The sequence below is a fragment of the Paraburkholderia sp. CI2 genome (assembly GCF_014201055.1).
GTDB lineage: Bacteria > Pseudomonadota > Gammaproteobacteria > Burkholderiales > Burkholderiaceae > Paraburkholderia > Paraburkholderia tuberum.
In genome coordinates this window covers 100,455-124,118 of the sequence record NZ_JACHDL010000001.1, presented here as the reverse complement: position 1 = coordinate 124,118, position 23,664 = coordinate 100,455, and the positions used below count along the sequence as shown (strand labels likewise).

Here is a 23,664-nt window from a genome sequence, read left to right as displayed (position 1 = left end):
AAGCACGGAAGCGAGCAACGCGATGAAACCGTCCGCATCTGAGGCACCGCACCGCATCAGCGATTTCGACATCGAGCTGCGGCTGCTGCTCGAGGCGATCTATCTGAAGTATCAGCACGACTTTCGCCACTACGCGATGTCGTCGCTGCGCCGCCGCCTCGCGCAGGCGCTCGATGAATTCAACGTGGAGACGCTGTCGCAATTGCAGGACCGCATCATGCGCGACGGCTACGAGTTTTCGCGGCTGTTCCGCTACCTGACCGTGCAGGTCAGCGACATGTTTCGCGATCCGTCGTATTTCCTCGCGCTGCGCGAGCACGTGCTGCCGCGTTTGCGCACCTACCCGTCGATCAAGGTGTGGGTCGCCGGATGCAGCACCGGCGAGGAGCTGTGGTCGCTGAAGATCCTGTTCGACGAGGAGGGTCTCACCGAGCGCACGCTGTTCTACGCGACCGACATCAACCCCGACGCGCTCGCGCGCGCGGAGGCGGGCATCTACGCGCTCGAACGCATCCAGGGCTTCACGCAGAACTATCTGGCGGCGGGCGGCACGCGTTCGCTGTCGGACTACTATCATGCAGCGTATGGCGGCGCGCGCTTTGCCGGCTCGCTCAAAGAGCGCGTGGTGTTCGCCGATCACAGCCTGTCCACCGACGAAGTGTTCCTCGAAGCGCATCTGGTGTCGTGCCGCAACGTGCTGATCTATTTCGATCGCGGCTTGCAGGATCGCGCGTTGGGGCTGTTCGAGAACGCACTGGTGCGGCGCGGCTTTCTCGGCCTGGGCAGCAAGGAAACCCTGCGGTTTTCACATCACTACCCGGCGTTCGACGAGTTTCGCGCGGCCGAACGCATTTATCAGAAGCGTTAGCGAGGTCGCGATGCCACGCTCGACCAGTGAACCCCCGCCCACCCAGGCCGCCGACGCCGGCACCGCCGCGCGGACACACGCGCGGCGCGGCTATCAACTGGTCGTGATCGGCGGGTCGGCGGGCGGCATCGAGGTGCTCAAGGTACTGCTCGCCGCGCTGCCCGCGCGCTTCGCGGCAGCCGTGATGATCGTCGCGCATCTGCCGCCCGATTCGCCGAGCTATCTGGTGCCGGCGATCGCGCATCGCTGCGCGCTGCCGGTGCTCGAACCCGATGCGGGGGAGCTGATCCTGCCGGGCCGGGTGTACGTCGCGCCGCCCGGTTATCACATGCTCGTCGAAGTGGACCGCACGGTCGCGCTGTCGACCGCCGCGGCGGTGCGCTTCTCGCGGCCGTCGATCGACGTGCTGTTCGAATCGGCCGCCGCGGTGTACGGCGAGCGGCTGCTTGCGATCCTGCTGTCCGGCGCCAACGACGACGGCGCGCAGGGGCTCGAATGCGTGCGCGCGCTCGGCGGCGCCGCGTGGGTGCAGGACCCCGGCAGCGCCGGTGCACCGGAGATGCCGCGCGCGGCGATCGAGCGCGGCGCGGCCGACGCCATCTACAATCCCGAAACCCTGGCGAAGCGCCTTGCCGCGCTGCCGACTTTTCTCTGAACCGGTGCCATGACGAACTCACCTGTGAACATCCTGATCGTCGACGACATCGTCCACAACATCACCGCGCTGGAAGCCTTGCTCGCGCGGCCCGACGTCGCGGTGCTGGTCGCCGACTGCGGCACCGCCGCGCTCGATCTGCTGCTCAAGCACGAAGTCGCGCTGGCGATTCTCGACGTCAATATGCCCGGCATGAACGGCTTCGAGCTGGCCGCGCTGATGCGCGGCAGCCCGCGCACGTCGCACGTGCCGATCATCTTCCTGAGCGCGACCGCGCAGGACGCGTCGCGCACGTTCCGTGGCTATGAGGCGGGCGCGGTCGACTTCCTGTACAAGCCGTTCGATCCGCGCATCCTGCAGTCGAAGGTCGACGTGTTCGTGCAGCTGGAGCAGCAGAAGCGCGAGCTCGCCGCGCAACTGGTGACGACGCGCCAGATGCTCGAAGCGAACGAGATGCTGATGGCGGTGCTCAGCCACGATTTGCGCACGCCGCTCGGCGCGGTGCTGGCGTCGGCGGAATACCTGATGCGCACGGCCGCCGACGAGCAGGCCGCAACCGTCGCCGCGCGCGTGAAGAATAGCTCCCTGCGCATGGCGCGGATGGTCGATCAGTTGCTGAACCTCGCGCGCCTGCAAGGCGGACGTCTGCCGTTGCAGCCGCGCTCGATCGAACTCGCGACGCTGTGCCGCTCGGTCATCGACGAATTCGCATCGCAGAAGAGCGGCAAGCAGATCGTGTTCACCTGCACCGGCAAGACGGCCGGCGCGTGGGATACCGATCTCGTGTGGCAGGCGGTGTCGAATCTCGTCAGCAACGCGCTCCATCATGGCGCGCCGGAGGGCGATATCGGCGTGGAGGTCGATGGCGACGCCGAGGATTGCGTGCGCCTGAAGGTGTCCAATCGCGGCACGATTCCGGCAGAGGTGTTTCCGCATCTGTTCAAGGCGTTCGTGTCGAACGGCAACGGCGCGCGCTCGCGCGAAGGGCTCGGGCTCGGTCTGCATATCGTGCAGGAGATCGCGCGCATGCATGGCGGCGGCGTCAGCGTCGTATCCACGGACGAGTCCGGCACGACCTTTACGATCGAATTGCCGAGGACGGTGGCGTTGCAGCGGGGGTCGTTTACCCGGCGATAAAGCATCGCCAGGCAGGCGATCACGCCGCTAGGCCAGCGCCGCGTGCCCGCTGTGCTACGCTTGCCGCAACCCAATTCACGCAGCGCAAGCACGAATCCCCATCATGCGTTCCTGGCGCCTCGCATCACCGCAGCGCAGCGGTCAGATCAGCACCGCGCGCGCCACCGACCTCGTCATGGCGATCTCCCATCCGGATGCCGACGCGCTCGCCGCGAGCATTCTGCTGACGGTTTGCGAATCGTTGTCGCTGCCCGTCTCGCAGTGCACGATCTTCGCGTATGAGTTCGACGCGCGACCCCGTACGGTGTCGGCGGCCGACCATCGCGGCGGGCACTTTCTGCGCGACGTCGCCGAACGCTACGCCGCGCATTTCTATGCGCTCGACGGCAATCGCGCGATCATCGGTCAATCGAACCACAGCCGGCGCACCGCTTCGCGCGATGCGCTGGTGCTGCATCAGCAGCGCGGCGACGAAATCGAAAACGAAGCGTACCGCGCGGCCTGCTACGCGCAGCCGAACGTATCGGACCGGCTGTCGTTGCTCGTGCAGCCGGCGGATAGCGTGTGGCTGTCGATCAACCTGTATCGCGACCGCGCGTACGGCGTGTTCGCGCCGGGCGAACTGGAGCGGATCGAAAGCGTCGCGCCGCTGTTCGCGCATGCGGCGAAGGGCCAATACGCGCTGAACGGGCAACATCAGCAGGGCACCGGTGCGGCGATGCTCGCGCGCGTGCGGCGCGCATGTCCGACGCTGACGCCGCGCGAGCTCGACGTGTTGCGTGGCACGCTCGATGGCGCGAGCGCGGCCGAGATCGCCGGGCAGATGGGCGTGAAGCCGGCGAGCGTCGTCACGTACCAGAAGCGCGCGTACGCGCGGCTCGGGATTTCTAATCAGCGGCAACTGTTCGCGTTGTGTATGCAGCCCTAGCTGCACATCTGTCGAAACTCGCGCCGCAGCGCGCGTCGCATCGCGCTTCGAGTCCGCTTCAACTTCGCTTCAACTCCGCTTACCCCGCGCCTCGGCCTGCGTCTCCCGATCCCAACGCTTCAACCACGGCATCACGAAATCCGCGAAGCCGTCGGCCGATGGCGACAGCGCACGCTCGGTCGACCGATACACGCACACCTCGCGAATCGTTTCAGGATCGACCATGCGCTTCATCACGAGCCCGAAGGTCCGCGCGAGCGGTGCGACATAGGCTGGCGCGAGCGTGACCGCCAGCCCTTGCGCGGCGAGGCCGAACGCGGTGGTCACGTTGTCGACGACATCGACGGCAATGATGCGCGCCTCGACCGGCAGATTGGCGAGCATCTGGTCGACCGCGCGCTCGTGGTCGCGGCCGGTCGCGACGATCGGCACGTCGCGCAGATGCTGCCACTGCACGCGGCGGCGCGCGGCGAGCGGATGCGCGGCCGAGCACCACATGACCCACGGACTCGCGAACGCGGGCTCGGAGCGCACGCGCGGCCCGCTTTGCCGATCCGGGCCGATCGCGAGATCGATGTCGCCGCTCTCGACGCGCTCCACCAGTTGCTCGACCACGGTATCGCAGACGCGCACGACCACCTTCGGTTTGTCGCGCGCGTATTCGGCGATCGCCGCGGGCAGCGCCGTCGACGCGATGACGAGCGGCGCGCCGACCCGCACGATGCCGGCCGCGCGGTTGCGGATATCGTCGGCGGATTGGGCGGCTGCGCGCACGTGGCGCAGCACCGATTCGGCCGCCGCCAGAAAGTCCTGCCCCGCGCTGGACAGCGCGACGCGCCGCGTGGTGCGATCGAACAGCCGGAAGCCGAGCTCCGTTTCGAGTTCGGCAAGCAGCTGGCTGACCGCCGACGAGGTCAGCCCGAGCCGCTGCGCCGCCGCGCCGATGCTGTGCAGATCGACGATGGCGAGGAACGCTTCGAATTGACGGATCGTGACGCGGGTAAGAGGCATACGATCGATTCTAAAGAAAAACTTACGAATCATGAAAATCGATTGATTGTGCGCGGCGCGTCGACGACCGACACTCGTGCGGGTCGACTTGGCCCGGCAAACCCGCTTAGACTCAAGGTTTGCCCTGTCGTCCCGCGGCGCGCGGACGACCGCTACAACAGGCCTGCAGAGGCCGTCTTCAAGGACCCGTCATGTTCGACCATATTCCCGCCTATCCGGGCGACCCGATTCTGAGCCTGAACGAAGACTTTCAGCTGGACCCCCGGCCGAACAAGGTCAATCTCAGCATCGGCATCTATTTCGACGACGCCGGCAAGCTGCCGGTGATCGACGCGGTGCGCCGCGCCGAAACCGCGCTGCTCGACGCGATCGGCCCGCGCTCGTATCTGCCGATGGCGGGTCTGCCGCTCTATCGCGACACCGCGCAGGCGCTCGTGTTCGGCGCCCACAGCGCGGCGCGCGCCGAAGGCCGGATCGCGACGCTGCAAACGCTCGGCGGCTCGGGCGCGCTGAAGGTCGGCGCCGATTTCCTGAAGCGCTATTTCCCCGGCTCGCAAATGTGGATCAGCGATCCGAGCTGGGAAAACCATCGCGTGGTGTTCGAAGGCGCGGGCCTCACGGTCAACACCTATCCGTACTACGACGTGCAAACGGGCGGCCTGCGCTTTGCCGAAATGCTCGCCGCGATCGACGCGCTGCCGGAAAAGAGCATCGTGCTGCTGCACGCGTGCTGCCATAACCCGACGGGCGTCGATCTGAGCCCGTCGCAATGGGCGGAACTGGTGCCGGTTTTGCAGCGCCGCAAGCTGATCGCATTCGTCGACATGGCCTACCAGGGTTTCGGCGCGGGCCTCGAAGAAGACGCCGCGCCGGTGCGCCTGCTCGCCGACGCGAACGTGCCGCTGATCGTCGCGAACTCGTTCTCGAAGAATTTCTCGCTTTACGGCGAGCGCGTCGGCGCGTTGAGCGTGGTCTGCAAGAGCGCCGACGAAGCGGCGCGCGTGGCGGGCCAGCTGATGTCGGCGGTGCGCGCGAACTACAGCAATCCGCCGACGCACGGCGCGCGCCTCGTCGCCAACGTGCTCGCCGATGCGACGCTGCGCGCGTCGTGGGAAGCCGAGCTCGGCGCGATGCGCGAGCGCATTCTGGCGATGCGCAAGGTGATCCACGCCGGGCTCGACGGACGCGTCGATGAAGTGATGCGCGCGCGCTATGTCGCGCAGCGCGGCATGTTCACGTATACGGGCCTGTCCGAAAGCCAGGTCGAGCGTCTGCGCAACGAATACGCGGTGTACGTGCTGCGCTCGGGCCGCATGTGCGTCGCCGGGCTGAACGCGCGCAACGCGGACTATGTCGCGTCGTCGATCGCGGCGGTGGTGTCGGGCGCCTGAAGCGCTCCGGCGCTCGGGCCGCTGTTGCGGCACGCGTGAATATGATGGGCGGCGCGCACGGGCGCGCCGTCACAACGACAATTTTGGAGACACCGACGATGGCCACGACCCTCGAAGCGCAACCGGCGAGCCCGCCCAGGTCTGCCGCGATGCATCCGGACGAATGGCAGGCGCGCGTGCAACTCGCCGCCTGCTACCGGATTTTCGATCTGCTCGGTTGGACCGAGATGATCTACAACCACATCACGCTGCGCGTGCCCGAAAGCGTCAGCGGCCCGGAGCGCCAGTTCCTGATCAATCCGTTCGGGCTGCACTACAGCGAAGTGACCGCGAGCAATCTGGTGAAGATCGACGCGCAGGGGCGCGTGCTCGACGGCTCGCCGCATCCGGTGAATCCGGCTGGCTTCGTGGTGCATGCGGCGATTCACGAGGGCTTGCCCGACGCGCACTGTGTGATGCATACGCATACGACGGCGGGCGTGGCGGTCGCCTGTCTCGAAGAGGGCCTGCAGCAGACCAACTTCTATAGCGCGCAGTTGCACGACCGGATCGCGTATCACGACTTTGAAGGCATCACGATTCATGCGGAAGAGGGGCCGCGGCTGCTCGCGCATATCGGCGACAGACAGGCGGTGATCCTGCGCAACCACGGTCTGCTATCGTGGGGCCGAACATTGCCGCAGACCTTCGCGATTCTGTGGACGCTGAATCGCGCGTGCGAAGTCCAGGTGGCGACGTTCTCGATGGGCCGCGCTCGGCCGGTGCCGGAGGAGGTCGCGATTCGCTGCTCGCGCGACGCGCTGCAGTTCGATCCGCGCCACGGCGCCGGACAGGACGTGTTCGATGCGCTGGTGCGGCGGGTCGACCGGATCGATGCGAGTTTCCGGCAGTGATTGAAGCCACGCGTAAAAGAGCGCAACAATCAACGCTGCAATAATGACAGCAACAGGCAAGGATTCAGGCGATGAAAGTAGCGATCTACGGCGCCGGCTCGATCGGCGGCTGGATGGGAGTGAAGCTCGCGCAGGCGGGGCATCGGGTCAGCGTGGTCGCGCGCGGCGCGACGCTCGACGCGGCGCGCCAGCATGGTTTGCGGCTGATTGAAGGCGGCGTGATCTACGCCGAGCAGGTGAAGGCGAGCGACAAGCCGGCCGATCTCGGCGTGCAGGAACTCGTCGTGATCGCGGTGAAGGGCCCGGCGATGGCGACCGTGGCCGCGCATATCAAACCGCTGCTCGGCCCCGAGACGATCGTGCTGACGGCGATGAACGGCGTGCCGTGGTGGTTCTGCGACGGCCTGGGCGGCGAACTCGCCGGCCAGCGCCTGAAGACGATCGATCCCGACGGCGCGATCACCGCCGCGATCCCGGCCGCGCAGACGGTCGGCTGCGTCGTGCATGCCAGTTGCCTGATCGACGCGCCCGGCGTGATCCGGCATCACCAGGGCAACGGGCTGATCGTCGGCGAGGCGTCGGGCAAGCCGAGCGAGCGTGTCGAGCTGCTCGCCGCGCTGTTGCAGGCGGCGGGCTTCCATGCAACGGCTTCGGCGCAGATCCAGCGCGACGTGTGGTTCAAGCTGTGGGGCAACATGACGATGAACCCGGTCAGCGCGATCACCGGCGCAACGACCGACCGGATCCTCGGCGACGAACTCGTGCGCGGTTTCGTTACGCACATCATGCTGGAGGCGAAGGAAATCGGCGCGCGCTTCGGCATCCCGATCGACCAGGCGCCCGACGACCGTCACGCGGTCACGCTGAAACTCGGCGCGATGAAGACATCGATGTTGCAGGACGTGCAGGCCGGCAAGGCGGTCGAACTCGATGCGCTGGTCGGCGCGGTGCGCGAACTCGGGCAACTGACGCGCGTGCCGACGCCCTATACGGATGCGTTGCTCGGACTCGCGCGGCTGCATGCGAGTACGTTGGGCTTGTATCCGAGGCAGTGAGGTCGGTCTGCCAGCGCCCGTTTTGTTGTGATGGCAGTAATTCCCTCGCACTGCTGCGGCATTGCCGTTACCGCCGCTAGCGAACCGCCTCCAGGGAGGCGGTTTCTTTTACCCGCGCCAGGCCGTGGCGGCAGCCGGCAGCTTCGCCGCTTCGATCAACGACAACGCGCGCCGCGAGTCGTCGAGTTCGGTCAGGCACAAGAGCGCGAGGCGCGCGAGATACAGCGACGCCTGCGCCTCGCCTTCGTGGGTCAGCGTGTTGCACAGCGTCGTATAGACGAGGTCGAGATCGGAATCGGTCATGATGTCGAAGGTCCTTGCGCGTTAGTTCTGCTGTGTCAGCGTGGCATCGAGCGCGCGCAGAACGGCCGCCGCGCTGCCGTTGCGCCAGCGCGCGAGCACGTGGCCGTCGGGGCGGATCAGATAGACGGTGCCGGGCCGTGCGCCGAGCATCTCGTGCAGGCGGCCGGTTGGGTCGATCGCTCGCGGGCTGTTTGCCGATTGCGCTTCGGCCGTGACGATGTCGATCACGTTGAACGGAATGTCCCGGCTGGCTAGCGTGCTTTGCAGTTGCCGCCACGCGTCACCATCGTTCGCGTGGTCTGCGTCGAAGCGCAGCGCCGTGAAGCACGGTCCGAGCAGATCGGTTAGATGAATGCCGAGCCGTGCGCCATCTTGCGATTGTTTGAGCAGCCTGCCCTCGGGCAGCACGGTACCCGGCGCGGGGCCGCGATCGAACGCATCGGCTCCGTCGCCTGCGAAGTTCAGCGGCGATTGCCGATACGCGATCGCATGCGTCTGGCGCGGATTGATCAGCGGCCGCACCGCCGCATGCCGCTCGGCGAGCCCGAGCACGGCCGTGCGCAGCAAGTCGAACGCGAAGGTCGGCGGCGCCATGAACTCGGTACTTTTCATGCCGTAGCTCAGGTTCTCGCGCGCCGCGTACACACGTTCGTCGCTATAGCTATCGAGCAGCGCTGGCGACGCGCTCCCATTGATCACGCAGCCGAGCTTCCAGCCGAGATTGTCGGCGTCGTCGATGCCGGAGTTCGCGCCGCGCACGCCGAAGATCGGCACCAGATGCGCGGCGTCGCCCGCGAATAGCACGCTGCCATGCCGATAGCGTTCGAGCGTCAGCGCATTGGCCTTGTAGATCGTGATCCAGATCGGCGACCAAGCGCCGGCTTCGCCCATCGAGTCGAGCAAGTTTTGCACGCGCGGTATAACGTTCTCGGGCAGCACGGCGGCGTCGGGGTCTTCGTCGTCGCGTAACTGATAGTCGATGCGCCACACGTTGTCAGGCTGCTTGTGCACGAGCACCGTCGAGCCCGGATTCGACGGCGGATCGAAGTACGCGAGCCGTTCGGTCGCGCGCGTGCTGTCGAGTTCGATATCGACGATCACGTAGCGGCCTTCGTAGGTCGTGCCTGTGAGCTTCAGCCCGAGCAGGTCGCGGATCGTGCTGCGTCCGCCGTCGCAGGCGACGACCCACGCAGCGTCCATCTGCCAGCTTTTGCCTTGCGGATCGGCAGGATCGGCGCTGCGCAAGGTCAAGGTCGCGCCGCCCTGCGGCCGTTGCTCGAGGCCCGTCACACGCGTTTGCCAGCGCACGTCGATCAGATCGGCGTGCCGTTCGATCTCGTCGAGCAGCAACTGCTCGATCTGATACTGCGCGATATTGATCATCGGCGGCAGCGACTGCTCGTCGTCCTGATGCATCGCGAAGCGGAACACCTCGGTGTCGCGATAGAAACTGCGCCCGCCGGTCCACGCCAGCCCCTTTTGCAGAAAACCGTCGACGACGCCGAGCCGCTTGAAGATTTCGAGGCTGCGTCGCGAGATGCAGATCGCGCGGCTGCCGGTGCACACGCTGTCGTCCGCCTCGATCAGCACCGAGCGCACGCCCTGGCGCGCGAGCGCAAGCGCGAGCGTCATGCCGACCGGACCGCCGCCGACGATCGCGACGGCGCGCGCTTGTGGATCGCGTCCGTCGATGAGCGGCGGCACCACGGCCGGATAGCGGCGCGGGGCGAACGGATAGGGCTTGAACGGGCGGGTCATGCGTGTCTCCAGTTTGCTTGCGTTATCGGTGCAGTATGCGTCGGCGTTCGCGCGCGGCTGTCCTCATTTTGGGTACAACGCCGCGCGCGAGCGTGATGAGTGGTAGAGACCTGGACCTTCGCCGCTCGTTAGCCGTCCAGACAGGCGCGCAAGCTCCGCGCGAGGTGGCCCGCTTCACCTGCATCGGCGATGTTTGCGAAGCCCATCACAACGCCACGCGGCGTGCTACGCGTGCGAGCATTCGCGTACCAGACCGAGAGCGGCAGAACGGCGAGCCCCGCGTCGCGGGCGCGCGCCGCAACCGCGACGTCGTCGACCGGGCCATCAGGGCCCTCGACGAACTGTGCCGCGAACTGGATTCCCCCTGGCGGCAGTTCGACGATCAGCCGTTCGCCGAACGCCTGCTCCAACGCGCGCACGATCAGCACGCGCCGCTCGGCGTATAACGCACGCATGCGCTTCAGATGTCGCGCAAAATGCCCCCGCTCGATGAAGTCGGCCAAAGCGGCCTGCAACAGGGTTGGCGATCCGGCGTTCATGCTGCGCGCCACCCGCCCGACGCGCTCGACGGCCCGCTCCGGCACCACCGCATACGCGAGCCGCAAGCCGGGAAACATCACCTTGCTGAATGTGCCGCAGTAGATCACGTGATCGCGACGATCGAGGCTCTTCAATGCCGGCAATGGCCGGCCCAGATAGCGGAACTCGCTGTCGTAATCGTCTTCGACGATCCAGCTGGACGCTTGCTCTGCCCAGTCCAGCAACGCCATGCGTCGGGGGAGCGATAACGTGTGCCCGAGCGGGCTCTGGTGCGACGGCGTGACCAGCGCGAAGCGCGCCTGCGGATCCAGCCGTGTGCCGTGTTCGACGTCGATCCCATCTTTGTCCACCGGCACTGCGACGAGCTGCACGCCGGTTTCGGCGAGAAAACCGCGCGCGAGCAGATAGCCCGGATCTTCGTACCACACGCTGTCGTTCGGGCGGGCGAGGCTGCGCAACACGAGCTCGAGCGTCGCACGGTAGCCGCCCGTCACGAACACCTGGTCCGGCAGGCAGGTCACCCCGCGCGACAGCCCAAGGTACGTGGCGATGTGTTCGCGAAGCGGCCGGTAGCCGACAGGATCCGGGTACGCGAGCATCGCGCGCTCGCCGCTGCGCGCGCGATGCGAAACGAGACGATTCCAAACCTTGAGCGGAAACGCGTCAAGCGCGGGCAGCCCGGGTTGCAACGGCCGGGGCTCGCCGCTCATGGCGGCGGCAATGGCAAGCTGGCGCGGCGCCGGTTGAGCGCCGTGCGATTCGCCTGGCGTCTGAGCTGCGGTAGCCGCTTTAACGCTCTGCGTGCCGTTCGAACTCTTTGTGCTTTGCGTACGCGAGCGCGTCACTGAAGCGGGCAGCGAGGGCGACACGAACGTGCCAGCCGCACCGCGCATCTGGAGGTAGCCTTCGTCGACGAGGACCGTATACGCCAGTTCAACCGTGCCGCGCGCCGTGTTCAGTTGCGTAGCGAGGCTGCGCAGCGCGGGCACGCGATCGCCTGGACGCAGATGCCCTGCGGCGATCGCGGTTCTGAAGCGCGCGCAGATCTGCAGGTAGATCGGCAACTGGAGCTGCCGATCGATATCGACGGTGAATGCGGTAGGCGATACGGTCATCACGGTCTTGCCGGCAAGCAGACCGGAATCAGGATGTCCTGGTCCGATCGACAATTCTTGGCACTTTTCGATAGTTCATGATCTTCTCACAATAGCCTCACACGATGCGACGGCGGCGAGTTCTTTGCCGCGATGCAACGGCCGCCAGTCGCCTGCCCGTGTCAACTGACTCTGATCCGGAGAATGTGCCATGAAGATCGTCGTAATCGGTGGTTCCGGCCTGATCGGCTCGCGCCTCGTCACGCTGCTCGGCGAGGCGGGTCATGAGGCACTTGCTGCGTCGCCGCGTACCGGTGTGAACGCCGTGACGGGGGAAGGTCTGAGCAACGCGCTAGCGGGCGCGGACGTCGTAGTGGATGTGGCGAACGCGCCTTCCTGGGAGCCTCAGGCGGTGCTCGACTTTTTCCGCACCTCGACGCGCAACCTCGGCAAAGCCGAAGTGGCTGCAGGGGTACGCCATCACGTCGCGCTTTCCATCGTCGGCTGCGACCGCACGCCGGAAAATGCGTATTTCGTTGCCAAGGTCGCGCAGGAAGAGGCGATTGAAGCGGCGGGCGTGCCCTATACGATCGTGCGCGCGACCCAGTTCATGGAATTCATCGGCGCGATTGCTGATTCCGGCACAGAAGGCGGGACGGTGCGCGTTGGGGACGGACTGTTCCAGCCGATAGCCGCGGACGACGTCGCAGCGATCCTCGCGCAGGTCGCTCTCGCCACGCCACTGAACGGCACAGTCGATATCGCGGGCCCGGACCGTGAACCGTTTGCCGCCATCATCAGACGTTATCTGAAGTCTGTCGGCGACCCGCGCCCTGTTGTGACGGATCAGGGTGCGCGCTATTACGGCGGCCGCGTCGAGGAACAGTCGCTCGTACCGCTCGGCGACGCGCGGATCGGCCGCGTGAGCCTGGACGAGTGGCTGGCGCAAACTGAAAAGGGGTGATGTCAGGTCGATGCGAAAGCAGAATCAGCATGTCCGCGTTTTGCTTGATATTGCGCTCGGCCCTTCTGGCGGCCAGCGCAAGCCCGTTATTAGCGTGAAGAGGCCCTGGCGATCGAGTACGCGAGGAAAGGGATTCGCGTGAATGCGGTCGCACCGGGGATCATCAAGTCGCCGATGCACGCGCCGGAAACACATGAGGCGCTGGGCGCCTTTCATCCGCTGGGGCGCATGGGCGAGATGAGCGATATCGCCGACGCGATTCTCTTCCTTGATTCGGCACCGTTCATCACGGGAGCAATTCTGCACGTCGACGGCGGGCAGAGCGCCGGTCGCTAGCCTTCCCCGGGCACCGTGAGCGGGTGCCCTTTCGTATCCCGATAGCGAATACAGCATTCGCGAGGTCCCGGGATCGTGCCTTGCACCTTCGCACTTCAGGCGCGCAAAGGCCTTAATCCCGTGCGCACTTCATTCGCGAAGATCATCGGTTCTTCCCATGCCGCGAAGTGCCCGCCCGTTTCGGGCTTGTTGAAGTAAATCAGGTTGTGATAGGCCTTTTCGGTCCAGCTCTGCGGCGCCTGGTAATTTTCTCCCGGAAACGCGCTCACGGCGGCAGGCACATTGACGTCGGCCGCGAGGAAGAAGTTCGCGTGCGATTCCCAATAGAAGCGCGCCGCCGAAACCCCCGTATTGGTGAGCCAATAGAGTGTGATGTCGTCGAGTACGTCATCGCGGGTTAGCGCGCCTGCCGAATGACCGTTGACGGGATGTCCGAGCACGGCCGCGCTCAATGCCGCAGCAGGCTGCCCGTAGCCATCGCCGTGGTCGAGCAGCCACGACGCCAGCGCGACGGGCGAGTCGGCGAGGCCGTACAGCGTCTGCGGGCGTGTACCCATTTCGAACGCGTAGCCGCGCTTCTTCTTGAAGTTGGCGCTCAACTGTACATAGGCGTGCTGCTCCTCGTCCGATAAGCCGGCAGGCATCGCGTCGCCCGCGGCCAGCGACTTCAGAATTTCTGCGGGAACGGAAGCAGGGAAGTTCACGTGGATGCCCATCAGTTCGGGCGGCGCCTGTTTGGCCATGACGTTCGTCACGATGCCGCCGAGATCGCCGCCCTGTGATGCGAAGCGCTCATAGCCGAGCCGCTTCATCAACGTGACCCAGGCGCGGGCGGTGCGCTCCGGACCCCAGCCCGTGGTGGCAGGTCGCGCCGAAAAGCCATAACCAGGCAATGATGGAATCACGAGATGAAAGGCATCCGAAGCCGGCACGCCATACGCAGTAGGATCGACGAGCGGGTCGATGATCTTGAACTGCTCGATCACCGAGCCGGGCCAGCCGTGCGTCACGATCAACGGCATCGCGTTGTCGTGCTTCGAGCGCACATGGAGGAAATGGATATCGAGTCCGTCGATCTCGGTGACGAACTGCGGATACGAGTTCAGCCGCGCCTCGCATTTGCGCCAGTCGTAGCCGGTCGCCCAGTATTGCGCGAGCCCCTGAATGGTGGCGAGCTGAATACCCTGCGATTCGTCCGCAACCGTCTCACGATCCGGCCAGCGCGTGGTCTTGATGCGATGCCGCATGTCGACGAGCTGCGAGTCGGGAACGTGAACGTGGAACGGGCGAATCGCGGACTTGTCGCCGTTCGCGGGTTCCGTGATTTTGCCGACTGCCGGGTTCGTATCTGCGAAGGCGAGTCGGCTCAGCGAGCCCGCGGCGAGCGCCGCGGCGGCCATACCGACGAAGTGTCGGCGCGATGAGGATTGGGGCGTGTCTTTTGACATGGAAAACATCTCCTGCGTTGATCAGCCTGTTGCGTTGCGGGCGAAGTCTGCGACGTGCAGCTTCACGAAGTGCGGCGCGGCGTTCCGCTCGCGATCGGCGTATTTGAGAGGATGAACGTATCCCGTCCGTGTCCAAAAGCTGGTTATTTGTAAGCTTGCGTATCCCGATCTTATTTGCAAATACGTTGGGTTACAAAGGGAAGATGCGGGGAGAGAGGCAGGGCGGAGACGAGGACGGTGGCGTGATGTGGCGAGGCCTCAGCCGGTTTTGCTGGCTGATTCGGCTTCCATATTCTTCGCCGCGCCCCGCGAAAACCGCATTTGATATTCGCTCGGGGACAATCCGGTCTTGCGCTTGAACAATTGCCGAAATGTGCTGCTATCGCCATAACCGACACGTTGACTCACCGCCTCTAGCCCAATTGGCCGCGTTTCCAGCAAGCGTTTTGCGACCTCGATGCGCAGATTTTGCAGATACGTCAACGGTGCCAGCCCGACCGCTTCCTTAAAACGGCGATTGAGCGTGCGTTCGCTGACAGCAAGCGACGCTGCCAGATCGCTCAAACGGAATCCCTGCTGCAACGTAGCCTCCATCTGCTGCTGGGCGCGCGCGACGAGCGTGTCGGTATGCCCATGTTCGTCGAGAAGCGTTGCAAAGGAAGCCTGCGAAGTCCGGTTCATGTCGATCAGCAGCGCCTTCGCGGTCATCGCGGCGAGTTTTTCGCCGGCGAATGTTTCCACGAGCCGTACGGCGAGATTCAGATACGACGTCACGGACCCGCCAGAGATGATGCCGTCCTGCTCGATCAGCAGTTCCTGTGCGCGAACTTCGACACGCGGATAGCGGCGCCCGAAGTCCGACGCTCTCGCCCAGTGCGTCGTTGCGGCGCGGCCATCCAGCAGGCCGGCTTCGGCGAGCAGATAATTGGCCGTGCAATAAGCCGCCAGCACGGCGCCGGCCTTGCGTTGGCGCCGCAGCGCGGAAGACAGCTCGTTCAACTGCTCGCGGCGCCCTATGAACTCGTCGATGTTCGAGAAAAACGGTGCCGTCAGCAGAACGGCATCCGCCCGTTTGCGCGGGTCGATCTTTCCGTCGACGTGAACGGTCTGACCCGACGCAGCCGTGACGGGATGTCCGTCGAGTGATTCCACCCGCCATACGAACACGGGCGCGGATGTCGTGCCCGCTCCAGCCTTGCGCGTATGGAACTGATTGGCCGCGCTGAAGACGTCAACAGGGCCCGCGACGCCGGACGCGAGGATTCCGTCATAGACCCAGATGCGGATGATGGCCATTTGCGTGTCTGAAATTCCCTGAATAATGGCGATGCTGCCACTTCTGGCCGCACCAGTAAACCCCGATCATGGCCACATCCAATCCGGAGCGCCCAGCATGAAATTCAACGACACAGCCCCCGTCATGGCATCCGCTGGCGCTCCGCCGCTCTGGCTAACGAGCCTCGCTGAAAACGCGACGCTCGAAGCCTCCGTGCTGAAGCGTCCGATCGAAGGACGAGCCGATATTCTCTCCGTGATCAAACACGCGGTCTCGCTGTACGAATTCCAGCATCACAGCTACAAGGGCACGATTGGCGACGGTTTATATATGGAATCCTATCGCTCGCAGATCCAGGGGGTGCCGATCGAGACGGTGGTCGTCGCGCATATGAACGGGCAAGGCGAGACGGAGTCCGTGGTCATCAATCATCGCCCACTCAATGCGATGCTGCTGTTTTCGAAACTGATGGGGGAGTGCGTCGAAGAGCGCTTCCGCGATTGCTATCTGACGGGACCGGAAGCAGCGGCGCTGAATATGTTCAGCCGCTGTTCGGAGCCGAATGATGAAACGGCTTCTTCCTGATTTGACAACAGCCTCCGTGCTGGTCGCTTCTGCTGGAGTTTCCATGGCGCATACCGCTCAGATGCCAACCACGCCAACCACGAAGATATTGGCGATTGGCACCTTTCCGCCGGGCACGGACATGCAACTTGTCCAACACTTCCTTCCGAGCGAGGCTCGCGAGACGGCGCAGCTCTACCTCGAGGGCAAGATTGATCAGTGGTATTCACTGCAAGACCGGGCTGGGGTGGCGTTCATCCTGAACGTTACCGACGTAAGTCAAGCGCATGAAATGCTTGAGGCCCTTCCTTTAGGGAAAGCGCACTTGATGACATTCTCACTGCTCCCAATTGGCCCACTGAAGCCGTTGAGTAAGCTTTTGAATTCGCCTTCCCCCCAGCAATGAAGTGCAATTTACCTGGCGCAATTTCGCACTAAAACGGGAACCACGATCATGTTCAAACCTGTAACGGAGACGACAGTCTTCTCCGCAGTAACTGCGGGCATTTCAGCATGCAGCATTGTGCCCACGTCATCCTCGTCGGCGCCGAAGGTTGAAGTCGGCGAGGTGCAGGTCAATCCTGACATCAAGCTGCGTCATATGGTCTATCGGCCCGCGCATCCAAAGGGTACGGTACTGTTCCTGCACGGTTTCCCGGAGACGATGTATGCGTGGAAGCCGATTGCCGAATCCCTGTCCAGCGACTACGAGGTGCATGCGTTTGACTGGCCGGGCTACGGACAGTCCTCGCGTCCAGGCGCCGATCGCTTTTCCTACGCGCCGAAGGATTATGCGCATGTGCTGGAAGACTATATCCGCACTTCTGGCATCGACAGTGCGAAGCTGTTGATTTATGCGACCGATATCGGGGCCTTGCCTGCGCTGCTGGCAGCATTGGAGCAGCCGAATATCGCCAGGCAAATCATTGTTGGCGATTTTGCCCCGTTCAACCGCCCGCAGTACATGTACGAAAGCTTGCAGGGCCTGAAGTCAAAGCCATCGTCTGACGCCGTGCGTGCCGCGATGAACCAGAACCGTGACGAAATCCTGGCAAACACGTTCTTCCGCGGCATGTCGGCGAAGGAGCGCTACGCATTGTCCGAGGAGTTCAAGGACGATATGGCGAAAGGGTGGGGCGGTGATGTCACGTCGGCAGACGCCTTCTTCCACTACTACTCGTACTTCACCCGCGACCAGGACTCCTTCGAAGCCAACATGGCAAAGCTGAAGGTCCCCGTGAAGGTGGTGTGGGGCGAGCAGGATTTCTATATCAAGAAGGAAATGGGCATTGAGTACGCGAACCGCAACGGTGTGAAGCTTTCGATTTTTCCTGAACTCGGCCATTTTCCGCATCTGCAAGCGCCTGAACAGACGGTGAGCGAAGTTCGGGCCGCGTTTGGCGCGGGCAATCCTGTGAGTGACTAGAGCGAGTGCGCCGTCGATGCAGAGGTGGTTTCCGATGGTTCGACTAGGTTGCCGTCGACGATGATGTCATTCAGGTATCGTCGAAAACATGGATATCGGTGGCTTTGATCTCAATCTGCTGAAGGCGTTCGACGCGCTTTATGCTGAGCGTCGTACATCAGCCGCCGATCGGACTGCCCCGCTGGACGCTCGCGATGCTGTGGCATCGACGTTTATGCCGCTCGCTTCGCGAATACATCCTTGAACACGGGCATCGCCGAAAAGACGTTCGGCCAGCCTGCGTAAAAGGCGAGCTGCGTCAGCATTTCGGACGCCTCGTCCTTCGTCAGACCGTTGTCCATGGCACGGCCGAGGTGATACGGAATCTGCGCGACCTGACCGCTGGCAACCAGGGCGCTCACCGTGACCAGGCTCCGGTCGCGTGGAGCGAGTCCTGGACGCAGCCAAAGGTCGTGGAAAAGCACATCGGTCGTGTACTGAACAACGCCGGGAGCGACCGAGCCGAAGCTTTGCTCGACCGCCTGCGCACGCTGTTGCTCTGCGACTTCGTTCAGTGGTAGCGGCTCGACCTCGGCCCGAGGGACCTGATCGATACCGATGCCACGTTCATCGAAGATACGCTTCGCGACGACAGCCGCTGCGGTCGCGTTTCCCCAGCCGGAATAGAAGGCGAGGTGCGTGATCATTTCCGAAATCTCGGCAGGCTTCACACCGCTATCCAGCGCCAACCGGAGATAGAACGGCATCTCGGTGGTCTGGTTGCGGGCGATGAGCACCGACAGCGTCACGATGCTCCTGTCTCGCGGTGACAGTTGCGGCCTCTTCCAGAGGCCGCCGAGCACGGTCTGGCTCGTATAACGCGCGAATGCCGGAGAAACGGGAGTGAGATCAACTTGTGACAATGGATCTTGCATGTTTCCAGTCCTTTCGATTGAGGTACAGGCAGCGAAGAACCGCATTACACCTGCTCGCCGCTGCCGAGGTACTGCTCGTCCGTGACCTTCTCCAGCCATTCGACGTTCTTGCCGTCGAGCGCTTCCTGAATGGCGATATGTGTCATCGCGGTCGTCGAAGTTGCGCCATGCCAATGCGTGTGGCCAGGCGGGCACCAGATCACGTCACCAGCCCGGATTTCGACGCGCGGCTCGCCTTCGCACTGGGTCCAGCCACAGCCGGCCGTAACGATCAAAGTCTGGCCGAGCGCGTGGGTATGCCAGTTAGTCCGTGCTCCCGGCTCAAAAGTGACGCTCGCGCACGAAACGCGTGCCGGCGGAGGCGGAGCGTTCAGCGGGTCGAGCCGCACCGTGCCCGTAAACCATTCTTCAGGGCCTTTCTTCGAGGGCTGGGTGCCCGCACGTTTCAATTCCATGACTGTTCCTCGTCGGTATCGTCTGGGCGATATGCCACTGCAGCTAATCTAACTCCTGGTAATTGATGCGACTAGATGGCAATATCGGGATGCCCTTATGCTGTGGAGCATTAATTGAAAGAGGATTTCAACGATCTGGTCGGCTTCATGAACGTCGCGCGTGAGCGCAACTTCACGCGGGCGGCCGCGCAACTGGGAGTCTCGCAGTCGGCCTTGAGCCGGACGGTTGCCGGCCTTGAAAAGCGGATGGGCCTTCAGTTACTGATGCGCACTACCCGGAGTGTCTCGTTGACGGAGGCAGGCGAACGGCTACTGGCGGCGATTGCACCGCGCTTTCAGGAAATCGAAGCGGAGGTCGATTCTTTGCGCGCGATGACGAGCCGCCCAGGCGGAACGGTCCGGATCACGACCACCGACTACGCGGCAAACTCGTACGTTTGGCCGCGTCTGCAACCGTTGCTGCGCCAGTATCCGGATCTGAAGATTGAATTGGTCAATGACTACGGGTTAGCCGACATCGTCGCGGATCGGTACGACATCGGCGTGCGGCTAGGCGACCAGGTGGCCAAAGACATGATCGCGGTGCGAATCGCGCCTGACATGACGATGGCAATCGCGGGCTCTCCAGGCTACCTGCAATCGACCGCACCGGCGAAGACGCCGCAGGATCTAACGCTGCACAACTGCATCAATCTCCGATTGCCGACGCGAGATTCACTGCTCCCGTGGGAGCTACGGAAGGGGCGGCGAGAACTGCAGGTGCGGGTCGAAGGGCAGCTCACCTTCAATAGTGTCTACCAGATGATGGACGCAGCGCTTGGCGGGTTTGGGCTCGCGTACGTGCCCAAAGACCTGGCTGAGGTGCATGTCCGGGCCGGGCGCTTGAATTGGGTGCTGGAAGACTGGTTTCCCACGTTCGTCGGACATCACGTCTATTACCCTGGTCGCCGCAAATCATCCCGGGCAGTCGAGCTTGTAGTGGACGCATTGAAGAGCGGTTATCAGCGTCGAGCGCAGTGACCGCCAAATGGCGATCACGACGCAGATTTTCACCACTTCGGTCATACACGCATTCACTGAATGCGGCGCGGGCGTCAGCCCACCCAGCCTCAGCCGGCGCTGGCCGTCTGCGACGGCTGCCGCATGGGCTGCCCAGCCGTCGCCGCGTGACATGCCTCGATCATCGCGCGGAACGTCGGCGACGCATGCAGCTCGCCGCCCGCATCGAGTTCTACGCTGCCGTCCGGCGCGTCGCCGACACCGACGCCGACCACCAGCGTCGCGCGTGGCCGCCATTCGCGCGTGCGCCGCAGCATGTTGCGCAGGTACAGCGGCGACTCGGGCGCGTCGAGCGACACGATGCAGATGATCGACGTGTCCTTGAAGCTCGGCTCGTCGGCGCGTGCGCTGCGATAGCCCGAGTGCGTCGCCATCAGCGGCGCGAAGCCCTGGCGGTTCAGCAGTTGCGCGGCGATCGCGGTCGTCACTTCGTCGAACGCGCCGCGGCCGGGCACGCACAACACCGCGGCCTTGCCCGCTCCGTCCGGCTGTTGCGAGCGCATGAGCAGATCGCTGCGGTATCGCTCCGTGGCACCCGCGCACGGCGACGCCAGATCCGGCGTCCCGGAAAGCAGCGCGCTACCCGCGTCCGCCGGTTCGGCAGGCGACAGCGAATCGCGCAGCCCTTCGGCGATATCGAGGTTCTCGACGATATCGACGAGCGCGTCGTTGATCCGCTGCAACTGGTCGGGCATCAGCACGCCGCGCTGCGCGTCGTTGCGCGCGAGCCGCAGGCCTTCGAGCGCGACCTTGTCGTAGTAGTCGATCAGCGACATCTCGCGCAGCAGCCGTTCGGCCTGCACGATCGCCTCGTGCGGATCGTCGGCGAGCAGGCGCTGATAGAAGTTCTGCGCGGGCGTCAGCGCGGGCTGATCGCCGAGCAGCACGGTCAGGAAGTTCAGCCGGTCCGCGTAGCGCCCGAGCGTGACGACGCACAGCGTGAGCGGCGTCGACAGCACGAGGCCGATCGGCCCCCACAGCCAGCTCCAGAAAATCGCCGCGACCACCACCGCGAGGGGCGACAGGCCCGAGCGATGACCGTACAGCAGCGGCTCGGCGATCTGCCCGGCGACCACGTCGACGACGATGAACAGGATCAGCGTGAGGACCGCCATCGTCCATTGCGGCTGGATCGCGGCCGCGAGAAAGAATGCGAGGATCGCCGCGATCCAGATGCCGATGTACGGCACGAAGCGCAGCAGCGCGGCGATCACGCCGAACAGCAGCGCCCCCGGTACGCCGATGATCGCGAGCCCGATCGCGATGATGCCGCCCGCGCTCAGATTCACGCCGAGCTGCGCGACGAAATAGCGTGACAGGCGCCCGGCGGCGTCGTTGATCGCGGTAGTCGTGCGGTGCAGGTCGCGCGAACCGAACAGGCTGATCAGACGGTCGCGCAAATCCTCGCGCTGCAACAGGATGAAGATGGTCACGACGAGCACGATGAAGGTCGTCTCGATCGGCGCGATGGCCGGCGTCAGCGCGCGCTGCGCGAGTTGCACAGGCGTCGGCGCGGGCTCGTGCACCTCGACCTGTTGCGGCACCTGCGGCGCGTTGCGCGCGGCGCGGCCGGTCGGGCGCGGCGGCGCGGGGCGCGATGGCGCCACGCGCTGCAGCGCGCTGGCAGCGCTGCTCATCAGGGCGTCGGCGCGGCCCACGGTCTTTTCCTGCACGGTTTCGATCTTCTGCTCGATCGCTTCCTGGTACTGCGGCAGCGCGTTCGCGAGCTGCACGAGCTGCGCGCCGATCAGCGCGCCGACCGCGAGCAGCGAGGCGAGAGCGAACAGCACCGCGATGAAGATCGACGGCAACTGGCCCATGTGCAGACGCCGCAGCATCTGCACGAGCGGCGCGAGCAGGAAGCTCAGCAGCACCGACAACGTGATCGGAATCAGTATCTCCCGCCCGAAGTACAGCCCGCACACGACCACCACGCCGGTGATCAGCGACACGAGGCCATGCAGGCCCGGCGTGCCCGGCGGGTAAACGCGGTTGGGCCGCCCTTGCGGCGGCGGTAGCGATATTTTCATGTAAGCAGAATTCCGGTTGGGACGCGTTGACGACCGAGCGGAGCACTGGTCGTCAGCAAGACAGATGCCCGAATTGTAGGTGGTTTGGCGGGAGGGGGCTCCCGCGTGGCTGCGCGTTGAGTCGCTCAACGCGCTCGAGTCGTCAGCCGACATGCACCCGCAGCATCTCCAGCAACAGCGAACTCACATACAGCAACAAGCCGATAAATCCGCCGACGATCGTCCCATTGATGCGGATGTACTGCAGATCCTTGCCGATATTCATCTCGACCTGGTGCGACATCTCGTGCGCGGGCCAGTTCTTCACCGTATCGCTGATATGGCGTGTGAGGAACCGCGCGAAGTCCGGCGCCATCGCGCGCGCCGCTTCCTCGAGGTGATCGTTCAGCGATTGCCGCAGCGCTGGATCGCGCGCGAGTTCGCGGCCGACCCACGCGCCCATCGCGGCGACACGCGCATGCAGTGCCGAATCGGCGCTTTGCAGATCGCGCTTGAGCCACGCGCGCAGCTCGCCCCACATGTCCTTCACGTAGCTGCCGAAAGCCTCGCCTTCGACCAGATAGCGCTTCAGTGCTTCGCCTTGCTGCAGGAACACGGGATCGGTCTTCAGCCGCACGATCAGCTTCTGCACCGCGTGGTCGAACTTGTCGCGCAGCTCGTGCGTGGGGTTCTGCGCGATCTGTTCGAGCATACGGTTCGCGGCGCTCGCGATCGCCTCCGCCCCCTTGTCGCCGAGCCATACCGACGGCAGAAACTTCTCCATCGTCGGATACTCGCTTTTCACCCAATCGACGATGCGCGCGGCAATGAATTCGCGCGCCGGCGCCTCGCGCAGCACCGCGATCACCTGATCGATCGCGGTGTCGAGCAGTTCCTGATGGCGGCCGTCGCGCGTCAGCGTGTCGAGAATCGCGCCGAGCGATTGCGACAGATCGACCTTCGCGAGCACGTCGCGCAACCCGTCCCTGATGAAGTTCTGAATGCGCGCGTCGTCGGCCACGTCGAGGATGCCGCCGGTGAGCCGCACCACGTAGTCGCCGAGGCGCGCGGAGTTGGCCGATTCGCTGAGCCACGCGGTGATGGTCTGCGCCGGATCATGCCGGCGGATCAGACCGACCAGCGACGGCACGTCGAGAAACTTGTCCTGCACGAAGTGCGCGAGGTTGTCGGCGATCTTGTGCTTGTTGCGCGGGATGATCGCGGTGTGCGCGGACACGAGCGGAATCGGCACGCGGCGAAACAGCGCCGCGACCGCGAACCAGTCGGCGAGCGCGCCGACCATCGCGGCCTCGGCGACGGCCTTGATGCCGTCGACCCACAGGCCGCGCGGCAGGAATGCGGCGACGACGAAAACGCAGGCGGCCGCGAGCAGCAGCAGTAAAGGCGTGCGCTTGGCCTTCTTCAGTTCGGTGGTCTTGTCCATCGGGCGCGGTTGATCGTGTCGGGCGGGGGCTGGAAAGTCGGCGGGCTCGGCCGGTTCGGTTGCAATGATGCGGTACGGCCCGCGCGCGCGTCCAGCCTGGATACGCGCGCGCAATACGCGCCGGCGCTTCGGCAAG

Annotated in this window: 22 protein-coding genes and 1 pseudogene; 13 read left to right on the top strand and 10 right to left on the bottom strand. The window is 64.5% G+C overall.

The genetic code is table 11. The annotated features are described in order from the left end of the window. Positions 1 to 22 precede the first annotated feature (22 nt). From HDG32_RS00575 to HDG32_RS00560, 4 genes are all read left to right on the top strand, one after another. Entirely contained in the window at positions 23 to 868 is an 846-nt protein-coding gene (locus HDG32_RS00575; RefSeq protein WP_184062399.1) for a protein-glutamate O-methyltransferase CheR, read from the top strand. 10 nt (positions 869 to 878) lie between these two features. Next, positions 879 to 1,523, top strand: a complete 645-nt coding sequence (locus HDG32_RS00570; RefSeq protein ID WP_184062397.1) for a chemotaxis protein CheB — start codon at positions 879 to 881, stop codon at positions 1,521 to 1,523. A gap of 9 nt (positions 1,524 to 1,532) precedes the next feature. After that, a complete protein-coding gene (locus HDG32_RS00565) occupies positions 1,533 to 2,660 on the top strand; it encodes a hybrid sensor histidine kinase/response regulator (RefSeq protein WP_184062395.1) in 1,128 nt (375 codons plus the stop codon). Positions 2,661 to 2,763: 103 nt separating this feature from the next. Continuing rightward, on the top strand, positions 2,764 to 3,588 hold the full coding sequence (locus HDG32_RS00560) for a helix-turn-helix transcriptional regulator (RefSeq protein WP_184062393.1): 825 nt from the start codon (positions 2,764 to 2,766) through the stop codon (positions 3,586 to 3,588). A gap of 69 nt (positions 3,589 to 3,657) precedes the next feature. Here HDG32_RS00560 and HDG32_RS00555 read toward each other — a convergent pair whose 3' ends face one another. Further along, complete coding sequence (locus tag HDG32_RS00555; RefSeq protein ID WP_184062391.1) at positions 3,658 to 4,599, bottom strand: LysR family transcriptional regulator; 942 nt, start codon at positions 4,597 to 4,599, stop codon at positions 3,658 to 3,660. Positions 4,600 to 4,790: 191 nt separating this feature from the next. Between HDG32_RS00555 and HDG32_RS00550 the strand changes: the two genes are divergently transcribed. The 3 genes from HDG32_RS00550 (at position 4,791) to HDG32_RS00540 (ending at position 7,938) form a co-directional block, all read left to right on the top strand. Continuing rightward, entirely contained in the window at positions 4,791 to 5,990 is a 1,200-nt protein-coding gene (locus HDG32_RS00550; RefSeq protein WP_184062389.1) for an amino acid aminotransferase, read from the top strand. A 98-nt stretch (positions 5,991 to 6,088) separates the two neighbouring features. Further along, positions 6,089 to 6,883: a class II aldolase/adducin family protein gene (locus HDG32_RS00545; protein ID WP_184062388.1), complete on the top strand. Its 795-nt coding sequence runs from the start codon at positions 6,089 to 6,091 to the stop codon at positions 6,881 to 6,883. Positions 6,884 to 6,954: 71 nt separating this feature from the next. Beyond that, positions 6,955 to 7,938: a 2-dehydropantoate 2-reductase gene (locus HDG32_RS00540; RefSeq protein WP_184062386.1), complete on the top strand. Its 984-nt coding sequence runs from the start codon at positions 6,955 to 6,957 to the stop codon at positions 7,936 to 7,938. A gap of 108 nt (positions 7,939 to 8,046) precedes the next feature. On the opposite strand, the gene HDG32_RS00535 is transcribed toward HDG32_RS00540, so the two are convergent. From HDG32_RS00535 to HDG32_RS00525, 3 genes are all read right to left on the bottom strand, one after another. Further along, positions 8,047 to 8,241, bottom strand: coding sequence for a hypothetical protein (locus HDG32_RS00535; RefSeq protein WP_090809820.1), 195 nt, complete (start codon positions 8,239 to 8,241; stop codon positions 8,047 to 8,049). Positions 8,242 to 8,262: 21 nt separating this feature from the next. Continuing rightward, entirely contained in the window at positions 8,263 to 9,999 is a 1,737-nt protein-coding gene (locus HDG32_RS00530; RefSeq protein WP_184062384.1) for an FAD-dependent oxidoreductase, read from the bottom strand. Between the two features lie 128 nt (positions 10,000 to 10,127). Further along, on the bottom strand, positions 10,128 to 11,654 hold the full coding sequence (locus HDG32_RS00525; protein WP_184063331.1) for a PLP-dependent aminotransferase family protein: 1,527 nt from the start codon (positions 11,652 to 11,654) through the stop codon (positions 10,128 to 10,130). Between the two features lie 190 nt (positions 11,655 to 11,844). Between HDG32_RS00525 and HDG32_RS00520 the strand changes: the two genes are divergently transcribed. Continuing rightward, complete coding sequence (locus HDG32_RS00520; protein ID WP_184062382.1) at positions 11,845 to 12,597, top strand: SDR family oxidoreductase; 753 nt, start codon at positions 11,845 to 11,847, stop codon at positions 12,595 to 12,597. A gap of 99 nt (positions 12,598 to 12,696) precedes the next feature. Continuing rightward, a pseudogene (locus HDG32_RS00515) lies at positions 12,697 to 12,933 on the top strand (SDR family NAD(P)-dependent oxidoreductase); the annotation flags it as partial. A gap of 95 nt (positions 12,934 to 13,028) precedes the next feature. Here the strand turns inward: HDG32_RS00515 and HDG32_RS00510 are convergent. Together HDG32_RS00510 and HDG32_RS00505 are read right to left on the bottom strand one after the other, a co-directional pair. Next, entirely contained in the window at positions 13,029 to 14,381 is a 1,353-nt protein-coding gene (locus tag HDG32_RS00510; RefSeq protein WP_184062379.1) for an epoxide hydrolase family protein, read from the bottom strand. A gap of 258 nt (positions 14,382 to 14,639) precedes the next feature. Beyond that, the gene (locus HDG32_RS00505; protein WP_184062377.1) at positions 14,640 to 15,677 is read right to left on the bottom strand and encodes a GlxA family transcriptional regulator; all 1,038 of its coding nucleotides are present in this window, start codon (positions 15,675 to 15,677) and stop codon (positions 14,640 to 14,642) included. Positions 15,678 to 15,774: 97 nt separating this feature from the next. Here HDG32_RS00505 and HDG32_RS00500 point away from each other — a divergent pair, with 97 nt between their 5' ends. The 3 genes from HDG32_RS00500 to HDG32_RS00490 are packed head-to-tail and all read left to right on the top strand — an operon-like array spanning position 15,775 to position 17,647. Continuing rightward, positions 15,775 to 16,242 carry a hypothetical protein gene (locus HDG32_RS00500; protein WP_184062375.1) on the top strand — a complete coding sequence of 156 codons (468 nt, stop codon included), beginning with the start codon at positions 15,775 to 15,777 and terminating at the stop codon, positions 16,240 to 16,242. Beyond that, on the top strand, positions 16,223 to 16,627 hold the full coding sequence (locus tag HDG32_RS00495; protein ID WP_260335478.1) for a hypothetical protein: 405 nt from the start codon (positions 16,223 to 16,225) through the stop codon (positions 16,625 to 16,627). Before HDG32_RS00500 ends, HDG32_RS00495 begins: the two co-directional genes overlap by 20 nt. Before the next feature lie 48 nt (positions 16,628 to 16,675). Then, positions 16,676 to 17,647, top strand: a complete 972-nt coding sequence (locus HDG32_RS00490) for an alpha/beta fold hydrolase (protein ID WP_184062373.1) — start codon at positions 16,676 to 16,678, stop codon at positions 17,645 to 17,647. Positions 17,648 to 17,859: 212 nt separating this feature from the next. Here HDG32_RS00490 and HDG32_RS00485 read toward each other — a convergent pair whose 3' ends face one another. Next, positions 17,860 to 18,561 carry a carboxymuconolactone decarboxylase family protein gene (locus HDG32_RS00485; protein WP_184063325.1) on the bottom strand — a complete coding sequence of 234 codons (702 nt, stop codon included), beginning with the start codon at positions 18,559 to 18,561 and terminating at the stop codon, positions 17,860 to 17,862. A gap of 44 nt (positions 18,562 to 18,605) precedes the next feature. Next, a complete protein-coding gene (locus tag HDG32_RS00480; RefSeq protein ID WP_184062371.1) occupies positions 18,606 to 19,016 on the bottom strand; it encodes a cupin domain-containing protein in 411 nt (136 codons plus the stop codon). A 114-nt stretch (positions 19,017 to 19,130) separates the two neighbouring features. Between HDG32_RS00480 and HDG32_RS00475 the strand changes: the two genes are divergently transcribed. Further along, positions 19,131 to 20,036 (top strand): LysR family transcriptional regulator, encoded by a 906-nt coding sequence (locus tag HDG32_RS00475; RefSeq protein ID WP_184062369.1) that lies wholly within the window; start codon positions 19,131 to 19,133, stop codon positions 20,034 to 20,036. A gap of 89 nt (positions 20,037 to 20,125) precedes the next feature. On the opposite strand, the gene HDG32_RS00470 is transcribed toward HDG32_RS00475, so the two are convergent. After that, on the bottom strand, positions 20,126 to 22,105 hold the full coding sequence (locus HDG32_RS00470) for an AI-2E family transporter (RefSeq protein ID WP_184062368.1): 1,980 nt from the start codon (positions 22,103 to 22,105) through the stop codon (positions 20,126 to 20,128). 142 nt (positions 22,106 to 22,247) lie between these two features. Next, complete coding sequence (locus tag HDG32_RS00465; protein WP_184062366.1) at positions 22,248 to 23,528, bottom strand: DUF445 domain-containing protein; 1,281 nt, start codon at positions 23,526 to 23,528, stop codon at positions 22,248 to 22,250. Positions 23,529 to 23,664 lie beyond the last annotated feature (136 nt).